Raw genomic sequence first — 12,401 nt, forward strand, 5'->3', positions numbered from 1 at the left:
AGAAAATGAAAACATGTGTTCCTAAGAAACGAGCGAGGCAATTTCAAGTTTTACACCTTCATGATCTCAGCTTCCTTAACGGTTAGCGTGGCATCTACTTTTTTAATATAAGAGTCTGTAAGCTCTTGGACATCTACTTCAGCATTGCTTCGTAAATCTTCAGAGATTTCCAAAGATTTTAAATCTTTGTTGGCCTCTTGTCTTGCACTTCTAATACTAACTTTAGCATCTTCAGCTTCAGATTTAGCCTGCTTTACCAACTGTATTCTACGCTCTTCAGTTAAAGGTGGGACATTAATGATGATTGTTTCACCATTGTTCATAGGGTTGAATCCCAAATTGGCATTCATTATGGCAGTTTCAATATCTGCAAGAAGATTTTTTTCCCAAGGCTGCACAGAAATTGTCCTTGCATCTGGAGTGTTGATATTGGATACTTGAGAAAGAGGGGTCTGAGAACCATAATAGTCAACCATAACGGTAGACAACATCATGGGGCTTGCTTTTCCTGCTCTAATCTTTATCAAAGCCTTTTCAAGATGGGCAATACTTGCATCCATGCTTTCTTTGGTACTATCCAATACAAATTTTACTTCTTCGTCCATAATTTTACAATTTTAGAGATGGCATCAAAGTATATGCCAATCTATATGTTGACAACAGTTCCAATTCGTTCGCCAGAAACTATTTTCATCAGATTTCCTCTTGTGTTCATGTCAAAGACCACAATGGGAAGTTCGTTTTCTTGACTCAAGGTAAAAGCGGTGGTGTCCATTACTTTCAATCCTTTGGAAATAACATCGTTAAAAGAAATGGAGTCGAATTTGGTGGCTGTTTTATCCTTTTCGGGATCCGAGGTGTATATGCCATCAACACGGGTTCCTTTTAGGATAACATCTGCATTGACTTCTATAGCTCTTAGAACTGCTGCAGAATCTGTAGTGAAATATGGGTTGCCCGTTCCACCTCCAAAAATTACAACTCTGCCTTTTTCCAAATGCCGAATAGCTCTTCTTCTAATGAAAGGTTCTGCAACTTCATTGATTTTGATGGCTGACTGCAAACGGGTTTCAATACCTTCGTTTTCCAAAGCGCTCTGAAGTGCCAAACCATTAATTACAGTGGCCAACATCCCCATATGATCCCCTTGTACGCGGTCCATTCCTTGACTGGCTCCAGAAAGCCCCCTGAAAATGTTGCCTCCCCCAATCACAATGGCCACTTCAACACCCTTCTCCACTACGGATTTAATGTCTTCGGCATACTCAGAAAGACGCTTGGCATCAATTCCGTATTGTTTCTCGCCCATGAGGGCTTCTCCGCTTAATTTTAATAAAATTCTTTTGTATTGCATTGAGGGTGTCTTGAAGTCCGGACAAAAATAATCAAAATTATTTACGGGAATCACCTCAAATTTTAGCTCTTCAGGATTATTATGGATAAAAAATCCATACATTTTGTATCCTTTTTTTAAAACAGCAGTATATCCTTCAAAACCAGAACAAATTGCAAAGCATAACCGATAATCATTTAATGATAAAAGTAAAACATGAAGACTTGGACAAGTTGGGATTACTGTATGAGCGCTATTAGAAAAAGTTGTTTGGATTTTTCTATAATCTTGGAAATAATCCTTTGGTGAATGATGGAAATATTCTGGTGAAGGGCGTGAATGGCGAGATTATTTTGGAAAATGTTAGTGGTTCTGCTTCTGCAGATACGTTAAACGGTGATTTGGATATTACTTTTCCCGGCTCTTTAAAGGCTAATGTAAAGGCAAAATCCGATATGGGTGAAATTTTCACAGATTTTGATATGTCGGTAGCTGAAAATTGAACAGTGGGTGAGAGGTAAGATCAATGGCGGAGGACCTGAAATGTTGTTCAAAACCTTTAATGGCGATATATTGATTCGGTCAAAATAGAAGATAAAATTACGTGTAATAAAAAAACGCCCCTAAAAGGGGCGTTTTTTTATTTAGGTGGTTAAGCGATTAACCCAAAGCCACTCTGGAAAAACCAGTGACTTCTAAGTCTGAATTTACAGATTTTACATATTGGGCCACGCTTTGTTTACTATCTTTAATGAAGGCTTGGTTCACCAAGGTATTGTCCTTGAAGAAACGTTGTAATTTACCTTTAGCGATGTTGTCCAACATAGCTTCAGGTTTACCTTCTTGACGTAATTGATCTTTAGCAATCTCAATTTCTTTATCAATAGTAGATTGATCTACTCCCTCTTCGTTCAATGCAACTGGGTTCATAGCTGCTGCTTGCATGGCAACATCTTTAGCAGCTTCGATAGCTCCGTCTACGTTTGCGGACAATCCAACTAAAGTGGCAATTTTGTTTCCTGCATGGATGTATGAGCCCACGAAAGGAGCGCTTAATTTTTCAAAGCTTCCTATTTCAATTTTTTCACCGATAACTCCCGTTTGCTCGGTCAATTTCTCTGCAACGGACATTCCGTTGAAAGAAGCTGTTAAGAACTCATCTTTGCTGTCAAAACCTAATGCCAGGTCAGCTAAATCATTGGCCAATTGAACAAAAGTTTCATTTTTGGCAACGAAGTCAGTTTCACAATTTAAAGAGATGATAACACCAGCTGACTTATCTTCGTTCACTTTTGCAATAGCAGCACCTTCAGAGGAATCTCTGTCAGCTCTTTTGGCAGCTACTTTTTGTCCTTTTTTTCTAAGAATCTCTATTGCTTTATCAAAATCACCATCAGCTTCAACCAAAGCTTTTTTGCAGTCCATCATTCCAGCTCCGGTGGTCTTTCTTAATTTATTTACTTCTGCGGCGGTAATCTTTGCCATTTTTCTTTTTATTTAAAATTTATGTAAAGTAAAACACTATTTAAGTGTTTTTGTTTAGGACAATGTTAAATCGGTTTTAGGTTATTCAACCCCACCTTTCACGTTGTCTTGCCATTCTTGTAATTCTTCCCATTTTCCTTCTGCAGCCAATTTTGCTTGTTTTGGCCATGAAGTAGGATCCAAATGAGCCATTCTAGAGCTGGCCTCTGTCAAGATTTCCTTGATTTTTTCTGGGTCAGCTTCGGCAAGTTTTGCATAAGTGTCAATGCCACTTTTTACTAAAGCTTCAGCAGCTTTTGGTCCAGCACCTTCTATTTTGGTAAGGTCGTCATCAGATTTAGCTTCAGCTTTTTCAACCTTTGGCTCTTCTTTGGCTTCAACTACTTTTTCAGTTTTTTCTTCAACGGGCTTAGCAGCTTCTTTTACTTCAGCAACTGGGGTTTTCTCTTCAGTTGGAGCTTTCTCTGTTTCAGCTTTTGCATCTTGTTTATCGCTTTTTCGTTCTGCCAAACCTTCGGCAACTGCACCGGTAACTTGTGTCAAAATAGCTTCGATGGATTTACCGGCGTCATCATTTGCAGGGATTACATAGTCGATAGGTCTTGGATCAGAGTTGGTATCCACCATGGCAAAAATTGGAATGTTCAATTTTTGTGCTTCCTTAACAGCAATATGCTCACGCATGGTATCCACGATGAAAATTGCTCCTGGTAAACGAGTCATATCAGCAATAGAACCAAGGTTTTTGTCCAGTTTTGCTCGCAAACGATCTACTTGTAATCTTTCTTTTTTGGAAAGCGTATTGAACGTACCATCCTTTTTCATGCGATCAATGGCGGCCATTTTCTTAACAGCTTTACGAATGGTTACAAAGTTGGTCAACATGCCACCGGGCCATCTCTCTGTGATGTAAGGCATGTTTACTTTTGAGACCTTGTCCGCTACAATGTCCTTTGCTTGTTTTTTTGTGGCAACAAAAAGGATTTTTCTTCCAGAAGCAGCTATTTTTTTGAGTGCTTCGTTGGCTTCATCCAATTTTGCTACAGTTTTGTAGAGATTGATAACGTGGATTCCATTTCGCTCCATGTAGATATAAGGAGCCATGTTGGGATTCCACTTTCTAGTCAGGTGTCCAAAATGTACACCTGCTTCCAATAAGTCTTTAACTTCAATGTTACTTGCCATTTTTTTGTACTTAGTTTACGTTCCGTTGTAGTAGCAATGGATTGGTGGTCGCAAAAGCTCGCCCTACCCATTTAGATGCTAAACTAAATTCCAAAAAGTCGATTTTTTTCCTTTTTGGAACAACGACAACTTGGTTAAAAATTTAACCCTGAAAAAAATCAGGGTTTTCAATGAACTTTTATTATAGTATGGTGCAATGCACCGAATATTAACGCTTGGAGAACTGGAATTTCTTACGGGCTTTCTTCTGACCGAATTTCTTTCTTTCCACCATTCTTGGGTCTCTGGTTAAAAGACCTTCTGGTTTAAGAACAGTTCTGTTCTCTTCATTTATTTCGCACATGGCTCTGGATAATGCCAGTCTAACAGCTTCTGCCTGACCGGTAATTCCACCACCATATACATTTACTTTAACATCATAACTGTCCTCAGTATTGGTTAAAGCAAAAGGTTGTTGAACTTTATATTGTAAAGTGGCTGTGGTAAAGTAGTCTTTATAATCTTTTTTGTTTACCGTAATGTTTCCTTTTCCTTCAGAAACATAAACTCTTGCCACTGCAGTTTTTCTTCTACCAATTTTATGAACCACTTCCATTATTTGTAGTCGTTTAGGTTTATTGCTTTTGGTTTTTGTGCTTCATGACCGTGTTCTGATCCAGCATAAACTTTTAGGTTTCTGAAAAGTTCAGCTCCAAGTTTGTTCTTTGGAAGCATTCCTTTTACAGATTTTTCAATAATGCGCTCTGGACGTTTCTCCAACAATTCTTTGGCAGAGGTAGAACGTTGACCACCTGGATATCCAGTATATCTCAAATACTCCTTATCGTCCCATTTTTTTCCAGACAAATTGATTTTTTCTGCATTGATAACAACTACATTGTCACCACAATCTACATGAGGAGTAAAGTTTGGCTTGTATTTTCCTCTAAGTAGTTTGGCCACTTTTGAAGCCAATCTTCCCAGTGTCTGTCCTTCAGCATCAACCAACACCCATTGCTTGTCAACGGTAGACTTATTGGCAGAAAGAGTCTTATAACTTAATGTATCCACTTCTCGAATATTATTGAATTTAAAACCTATCCCGATAAACGGGCTGCAAATGTACAATTATTAGATTGAATTACAAATGGTTGGTCGGGAATATTTTTTACTTTTTTGTTTCCAAGGGTTTTGCCCCTTAAAGTGCAGGTTTTGGTGCATTATTCTGTTAAAAAAGCTTTAAAATCTTAAGGAACTGTAACTGAAAGGTTTTCGATAGGTCTTTAATTCAACTAATCAAATCAAAAACGAACAGTGAAACGAACAGGTATTCTCCTTGCAATTTTGCTATTGCCCTTATTTATCCGTGCCCAAGATACTACTCAAGTAGTTCCCAAAAAAATATACGTTACCAAGGCCTTGAAAGAAGAAACATCGCCAACTATAGATGGATTGCTGAATGATTTGGCCTGGGACTTGGTTGAATGGGGAGGGGATTACATAGAATGGCAACCCGATGAAAATACAGATCCTTCCAATCAAACCAAATTTAAAATAGTATACGATAGCAAGAACTTATATATAGGTGTACGTTGTTATGATGAGAATCCGGACAAAATTGTAAAAAGACTTTCCCGTAGGGATGGTTTTGAAGGGGATTGGGTAGAATTCAATATTGATAGTTATCATGACAAGCGAACAGCTTTTTCCTTCACCATTACTGCTGCAGGGGTAAAGGGTGATGAGTTTGTTTCCAATAATGGTAACAATTGGGATCCTAGTTGGAATCCCATATGGTATGCTAGAACCAATATAGATGAAGAAGGTTGGACAGCAGAAATCAGAATTCCATTGAGTCAATTGAAATTTGGCGCAGAGAAAAACCAAGTTTGGGGGCTACAGTCAACAAGGCGTTTTTTTAGGGCAGAGGAACGTTCATTATGGCAACGAAAACCTATTGATCAACCTGGGTGGGTAAGTGAATTTGGAGAATTGCATGGGTTGAAAAATATTCAACCTCAAAAACAATTGGAGATTCAACCCTATACGGTAACCAGTGGGGAAACCTATGAGGCTGAGGATGGAAATCCCTATAGAGATGGAAATGAAAGTGATTTGACAGTGGGTCTGGATGCAAAAATAGGTGTGACCAACGATTTGACATTAGATTTAACTGTTAATCCTGACTTTGGACAGGTGGAAGCAGACCCATCCGCGATTGCATTGGATGGTTTTCAGATATTTTTTCGAGAACAGCGTCCCTTTTTTGTGGAGAACAAAAACATTTTTGATTTTAACGTTTCCCGTTCGGAAGCTGGCAACACCTTTGGTTCTGATAATATTTTTTACTCCAGGCGTATTGGGAGGAGCCCTCAGGGCTCTCCAGATACTGGGGACAATGAACATGTTGATGTACCGGATAACACACCGATTATTGGGGCTGCTAAATTTAGTGGAAAAACCAAAGATGGCTGGGCCATTGGTATTCTGGAAAGCGTTACTTCCAGAAGATTTGCTTCCATAAGTGATGAAAATGGTGATAGACGCCGGGAAATGGTGGAGCCTTTGACCAACTATTTTGTTGGAAGACTTCAAAAAGATTTCAACGACCGTAATTCTTATATAGGTGGAATTTTTACAGCTACCAATCGGGATAACTTAACACAAGAGTTGTACTTTTTGCACAAATCTGCCTATGCGGGGGCTTTGGATTTTAAACATCAGTGGAACGACAGGGATTGGTATGTTGGTGGAAATATCACTTTTAGTCATGTTCAAGGAAGTGAAGAAGCTATTCAAAATACGCAAGAATCCATAACACATCTGTTTCAACGTGTAGATGCAGGTCATGTTACTGTAGACAGTACAAGAACTTCTTTGAGTGGCACGGGAGGTAATATCCAAATTGGAAAGATAGGAAATGGCCATTGGAGGTTTGAGTCGGGTGGAACTTGGAGATCACCAGAATTGGAATTGAATGATATTGGGTTTCAAAGGCAGGCAGATGATATTCGACATTACACATGGATCGGGTATCAGAGCCTAAAGCCAGATAGTACTTTTAGACGCGTGGGCATCAATTACAACCATTGGACCTCTTGGGATTTTGATGGCAACCATAACTATCTTCAATTCAATACCAACAGCTGGCAAAGGTGGAAGGGAAATTGGCGTACCAGTATGGGCTTCAATTATGCTCCCATTCAATATTCCAATTTTGCGTTGCGGGGTGGACCAAGATTAAGAGTGTCACCTTGGATGAGTTTTTGGAACGGAATCAATACAGATAACAGAAAGAAACTTCGTTTCAGTGTCTTTCATAATGGAAGAAAGGCTGCGGACAATTCGTTCAAGTCCTATTATATAGAGGCAGGTTTTACGTATCAACCTATTAATGCACTTCGCATTTCTGCTCTTCCTTCACTGAGGATCAATGAAGATAAGTTACAGTTCATAGATAATCTGGATGATATTAATGAAGATGTGCGATATTTAAATGGGGAGATACATCAACGGACCTTGAGTATGTCCTTTCGATTAAATTATACCATAAATCCAAACTTAACGATTCAATATTGGGGTCAGCCTTTCATTTCAAGAGGAAGGTATTCCAATTTCAAGCATGTTATTAATCCTACGGCAATACGGTTTGAGGATAGATTTACCCAGTATGAAACAAATCAGATTTCCATTCTTGATGGGGCATATTCAGTAGATGAGGATTTGGATGGTGCCGAAGATTTTAGTTTTGACGACCCAGATTTCTCTTTTGTGCAATTTCGATCTAACCTTGTGTTGCGCTGGGAGTATATTCCTGGTTCTGAAATTTTCTTAGTGTGGTCTCAAGATGTTTCCCGGGACGGAAATCCCGGTGAAGGATTACTGGCCAGTTTAGGCGATAATATTTTTGGCCAAAAACCCCAGAATATTTTCTTGTTGAAGGCTACTTATCGGTTTGTGTTTTAAATGAAAGTATTTTTTGAAGAGCACTAACCAAAGCTTTGTTGGCTTCTTCATTGCCAATGGTGATCCTAACCTTTCCAGGAGCTCCAAATTGGGAAACGGGACGAACCATAATACCTTCTTCCATTATTTTATTCGTGAATTCCATTTCAGGTAAGGGCGGGTCAATAATAAAAAAGTTGGCCTCACTTGGCCAGTATTTAATTCCCATTTGATTGAATTCAGCGGCGAGGTATTTTCTCCCTTCACGAACCGTTGTGACCGTTTTTTTGATGAAGTCATGATCGTTCAAAGCGCCAATGGCGGCCTCTATTGAGGTCAGTGGCAGTAAAAAAGGCTTTTGTATCAATCGGATGTAATTGGCGATGGTCTCTGTGGTGTAACAATAACCTACACGTTGGCCAGCTAAACCATAGGTCTTGGAAAAACTATTCAAAGCGATGATGTTATGACCCTGTAAGACATAGGGTAGGGCGGTAGTGTAATCTTCGGCATCTGCAAAATGACGGTATACCTCATCATAAACCACAACAATGTTTTCTGGGATTTTGCTCAGGAATTCTTCCAAAACAGTTTTTGGAATATAAGTTCCCGTGGGGTTGTTGGGGCTTGTAAGAAAGACAATTTTGGTTCGTTCCGTAATCGCATTCAAAATTCCATCTAGGTCCAAACGGTAATCGGGTTCAAGTAGGGGAACATCAATTTGCTTTGCTCCATACCATCTGGAAAAAACTGAATAGGGTAAAAAGCACGGATTGGAAAAAATAACTTCATCACCTTCATTAATGAAGGCACGCAAAATCATATCAATAATTTCTGAACCACTATTGCCTGTAATAAATTGGTTTGCGTTCAACTGTCCCTCAAAATCGCTAACCAAAGCTTCCCGTAAACGAATGTCTGTCTGGTCGGGGTATAGGTCGATTTTATCCAATGCCAATTTCATGGCCTCAACTGCTTTGGGAGAAGAACCCAATGGATTTTCATTGGAGGATAATTTGAATATCCTTTTGTTGGACGGAGGAATGTTTTTACCTCCTTTGTACACTTCCTTGGGTTCCAAGTATGGTTTAAAGATGGATGCTATTCCCTTGCTCATTCTTCTAACTTTTCAGCATATAATAAAATGGATAAAGCCTTTTCGGTACTTCCTTCTTCAAGTAGCTTTTTAGCCATCTCATGAATTGATTTTTTAGACATACCATCTAAATCATGATGCTTGATCAATTCATTGATTTTATCTTCACTAGGTATTTTTTCCACATTGCCCAATCTTCCTAGATTGTTTCCAGTTAAAACTTCACTATTTCGAACACCTATGGGCAAGGCATCCACTCCAACGCCTTTTGTGGTAATGGGTTTGGGGATTTCAAAAAGGGCTTCCCCATTGGCTTTTATGTACCAACTGCCTCCCATACGTCCAACCAAATCCAGTTTTTGGGTGTCCAACGTATCTTCAGTTAAGTATTTTTCATTGATATGGATAAGTTCAACCTTGGCCAAAATCAAATTTCCGGCACCCGGGGTTTGGGCCAATTCAATAACTTGCTGCACACTGCATTCAAAAGATACCGGAGCCTCTCCCACACGTGGCGGTTTTACCTTTTCACTGGGTATTTGTGTGAAACCAGCTTTTATGAATTCGTTCACCCCTTTTTCATAAGCGGTACTTGCGAGTGACATCTGCTCTACCATATCATGGTTCACAATATTGATGACCACTTCAGGAACCTCTTTTACATTTTGATGCGAATGTTTCATGGAGTTGTCCCGTCCGCTGCGTGCTGGGGAGAAAATCAGAATTGGCGGATTTGAACTGAATACATTAAAAAAGCTGAACGGACTCAGGTTTACGTTTCCATCCTTATCCACAGTGCTTGCAAAACAAATGGGTCTTGGTGCCACTGCAGTTAACAGAATCCCGTGTAAGTCTGGTTGGGAAATTTGTGAAGGATCTACGGTTTTTGTCATTTTGTAGGAAGCACTTTAGTGGCGACTTCACCAAATCCGACTCTAATATTGTCTTTTTGGGCAAATCCTCTCATGGTTACTGTATCGCCATCATTGATGAATTTTCGTTCGGTACCATCTTTTAGTTGGATGGGTTTGGTGCCCATCCAGGCCAATTCCAGCATGGAGCCATAACTATTTTCATCCTTTCCAGAAATGGTTCCGGAAGCCATCATATCACCCACATGGATGTTGCAACCGTTCACCGTATGATGTGCCAATTGTTGCGCCATGTTCCAGTACATGTATTTGAAATTGCTATGGCAAACAGTAGTTTCTTCATCATTCTCTGGAGTAATCGCTACCTCAAGGTTAATATCATAATTCTTATCTCCTTCGTATTCCAAATAAGGCAACACTTTTGGTTCTTGTTGTGGCCCTTTAGTTCGGAAGGGGTCTAAAGCTTCCATGGTAACGATCCAAGGCGAAATGGAAGAGGCAAAGTTCTTGGCCAAAAATGGTCCCAAGGGCACGTATTCCCACTTTTGAATGTCACGGGCAGACCAATCATTGAACAAGACCATACCAAAAATATAGTCTTCAGCATCTTTTGTGGAAACAGCATCTCCCAAAGTCGTGTTTTTTCCAATTATGAATCCCATTTCCAATTCAAAATCCAATCGTTGTGAAGGTCCGAAAATTGGTGTTTTGGAATCTTTGGGGAGTGTTTGTCCTTTAGGGCGGTGAATAGGCTGTTCACTCACCACAATGGAACTGGCTCTGCCATGATATCCTACAGGAATATGTTTCCAATTGGGCAACAAGGCATTTTCAGGGTCACGGAACATTTTGCCTACATTGGTCGCGTGCTCAATGCTGGAATAAAAATCGGTATAGTCACCCACACAAACGGGCATATGCATTTGCGCTTCGGATTGTTTCACAAAAAGCTCCGGTTTTCCCGCCAAAATGGATTGGTCATCTTGTAGCCAAGCCTGAATATCTGTTCTGACCTTACTGGTGATTTCTTTACCTAAGGCAATAAAATCGTTAAGATCTTCTCGTTCCAACACTGCTGTATTGAAGTTAAAGACATCAAGTTCTGCAACAGCAACTAAATCCAGAATGTAATTTCCTGCGGCCACTCCAGCTCTAGGACTTCTATCTTTAGTGGAAAATATTCCAAATGGGATGTTATGAATGGAAAAATCAGAATTTTCCGGTATATTGATTATCATTTTTGTGTTATTGTTGAATTTGTCATTTCGAACGAAAGTGAGAAATCTAAAATTTGATTCCTCACTGCTTTGCTATGTTTGAATGACATTTTATAAATTTATTTTACTCCACCCAAGACTTAAAATATTCGCCATCATCAATTTTGAGGGCGTTTTCTGTTACCTGCAAAGGCTTAAACGTATCTATCATGACCGCTAATTCCTCGGTTCCTTTTTTACCGATACTTGCTTCGTAAGTGCCTGGATGAGGTCCATGTGGAATACCTGCCGGATGCAAGGAAATATACCCAGGGCCAATTCCTTTCCGACTCATAAAATCACCATCAACATAATACAGCACTTCATCAGAATCTATATTGGAGTGATTATAAGGTGCGGGTATTGCCTTGGGGTGATAATCATACAGCCTTGGGCAAAATGAGCAAATTACAAAGGCATTGGTTTCAAAAGTTTGATGCACGGGTGGCGGTTGGTGAACTCGACCGGTGATGGGTTCAAAATTATGGATGGAAAACCCATACGGAAAATTGTAACCATCCCAACCAACCACATCAAAAGGGTGTGTGGCATAGACCAATTGGTGCAACATGCCCTGCTTTTTTATTTTGATGAGAAACTCGCCCTTTTCATCAAAAGTTTCCAAGTCTTGGGGAAGTTTGTAGTCCCGTTCACAAAAAGGGGAGTGCTCCAACAGTTGTCCGAACCAATTTCGGTAACGTTTTGGGGTATAGATGGGATGAAAAGATTCCGCATAGAGGATGCGGTTATCTTCCGTATCAAAATCTATCTGATAGATCATTCCTCTAGGAATAATCAGATAATCCCCATATTCAAAAGATATGTTTCCCAAAAAAGTTCTAAGTGTTCCAGACCCCTTATGGATGAAGAGCATTTCATCTGCATCCGCATTTTTATAAAAATAGGATGTAACCGATTTTTTGGGTGCAGCCAAACCAACATGTACATCGCTGTTCACCAAAAGCGGCTCACGAGACTCCAGAAAATCGTCCTTGGGTTCAATATCAAATCCAATCAATTTTCGTGAAGTAATGTTTTTTTCCACGGCAATTTTTGGGCTCAAATCCAAAGCTTTGCCTATCTCCTTAACTTGGGTAGGCCTATGGATATGGTATAGCAAAGAGGACATGCTATCAAAACCAATGGTTCCGAACAACTGCTCATAATATAAGCCGCCCTCTGGCTTCTCAAATTGAACATGCCGTTTCTGCGGAATGTTACCAAGCTTATGATAAATCGGCATACGGTTA

At 39.7% G+C, this 12,401-nt stretch carries 12 protein-coding genes; 2 read left to right on the forward strand and 10 right to left on the reverse strand.

The window, feature by feature from the left end; translation table 11 throughout:
* Positions 1–50: 50 nt before the first annotated feature.
* Both frr and pyrH read right to left on the reverse strand, forming a co-directional pair.
* The gene (gene frr / locus HJC33_RS11035) at positions 51–605 is read right to left on the reverse strand and encodes a ribosome recycling factor (protein ID WP_171658882.1); all 555 of its coding nucleotides are present in this window, start codon (positions 603–605) and stop codon (positions 51–53) included.
* A 41-nt stretch (positions 606–646) separates the two neighbouring features.
* Positions 647–1,354, reverse strand: coding sequence for a UMP kinase (gene pyrH, locus HJC33_RS11040; protein WP_171659030.1), 708 nt, complete (start codon positions 1,352–1,354; stop codon positions 647–649).
* Between the two features lie 245 nt (positions 1,355–1,599).
* Between pyrH and HJC33_RS11045 the strand changes: the two genes are divergently transcribed.
* Positions 1,600–1,836 carry a DUF4097 family beta strand repeat-containing protein gene (locus HJC33_RS11045; RefSeq protein WP_171658883.1) on the forward strand — a complete coding sequence of 79 codons (237 nt, stop codon included), beginning with the start codon at positions 1,600–1,602 and terminating at the stop codon, positions 1,834–1,836.
* 157 nt (positions 1,837–1,993) lie between these two features.
* Here HJC33_RS11045 and tsf read toward each other — a convergent pair whose 3' ends face one another.
* From tsf to rplM, 4 genes are all read right to left on the reverse strand, one after another.
* On the reverse strand, positions 1,994–2,818 hold the full coding sequence (tsf, locus tag HJC33_RS11050) for a translation elongation factor Ts (protein ID WP_171658884.1): 825 nt from the start codon (positions 2,816–2,818) through the stop codon (positions 1,994–1,996).
* 81 nt (positions 2,819–2,899) lie between these two features.
* A complete protein-coding gene (gene rpsB, locus HJC33_RS11055; protein WP_171658885.1) occupies positions 2,900–4,003 on the reverse strand; it encodes a 30S ribosomal protein S2 in 1,104 nt (367 codons plus the stop codon).
* A 208-nt stretch (positions 4,004–4,211) separates the two neighbouring features.
* Positions 4,212–4,598, reverse strand: coding sequence for a 30S ribosomal protein S9 (gene rpsI / locus HJC33_RS11060; RefSeq protein ID WP_171658886.1), 387 nt, complete (start codon positions 4,596–4,598; stop codon positions 4,212–4,214).
* On the reverse strand, positions 4,598–5,053 hold the full coding sequence (gene rplM, locus HJC33_RS11065; protein WP_171658887.1) for a 50S ribosomal protein L13: 456 nt from the start codon (positions 5,051–5,053) through the stop codon (positions 4,598–4,600). The genes rpsI and rplM overlap by 1 nt, the downstream gene beginning before the upstream one ends.
* A gap of 243 nt (positions 5,054–5,296) precedes the next feature.
* On the opposite strand from rplM, the gene HJC33_RS11070 reads away from it, so the two are divergent.
* A complete protein-coding gene (locus HJC33_RS11070) occupies positions 5,297–7,948 on the forward strand; it encodes a DUF5916 domain-containing protein (RefSeq protein WP_171658888.1) in 2,652 nt (883 codons plus the stop codon).
* Here HJC33_RS11070 and hisC read toward each other — a convergent pair.
* The 4 genes from hisC to HJC33_RS11090 all read right to left on the reverse strand — a co-directional run bounded on the left by hisC (position 7,926) and on the right by HJC33_RS11090 (position 12,394).
* Positions 7,926–9,044 carry a histidinol-phosphate transaminase gene (gene hisC, locus HJC33_RS11075; protein ID WP_171658889.1) on the reverse strand — a complete coding sequence of 373 codons (1,119 nt, stop codon included), beginning with the start codon at positions 9,042–9,044 and terminating at the stop codon, positions 7,926–7,928. The two genes, HJC33_RS11070 and hisC, sit on opposite strands and share 23 nt — an antisense overlap.
* Positions 9,041–9,916 (reverse strand): flavin reductase family protein, encoded by an 876-nt coding sequence (locus tag HJC33_RS11080; RefSeq protein ID WP_171658890.1) that lies wholly within the window; start codon positions 9,914–9,916, stop codon positions 9,041–9,043. The genes hisC and HJC33_RS11080 overlap by 4 nt, the downstream gene beginning before the upstream one ends.
* On the reverse strand, positions 9,913–11,133 hold the full coding sequence (gene fahA / locus HJC33_RS11085; protein WP_171658891.1) for a fumarylacetoacetase: 1,221 nt from the start codon (positions 11,131–11,133) through the stop codon (positions 9,913–9,915). The genes HJC33_RS11080 and fahA overlap by 4 nt, the downstream gene beginning before the upstream one ends.
* Positions 11,134–11,236: 103 nt before the next feature.
* A complete protein-coding gene (locus tag HJC33_RS11090) occupies positions 11,237–12,394 on the reverse strand; it encodes a homogentisate 1,2-dioxygenase (RefSeq protein WP_171658892.1) in 1,158 nt (385 codons plus the stop codon).
* Between the last annotated feature and the right edge of the window lie 7 nt (positions 12,395–12,401).

Source organism: Flagellimonas amphidinii, from assembly GCF_013090115.1.
Lineage (GTDB): Bacteria > Bacteroidota > Bacteroidia > Flavobacteriales > Flavobacteriaceae > Flagellimonas > Flagellimonas amphidinii.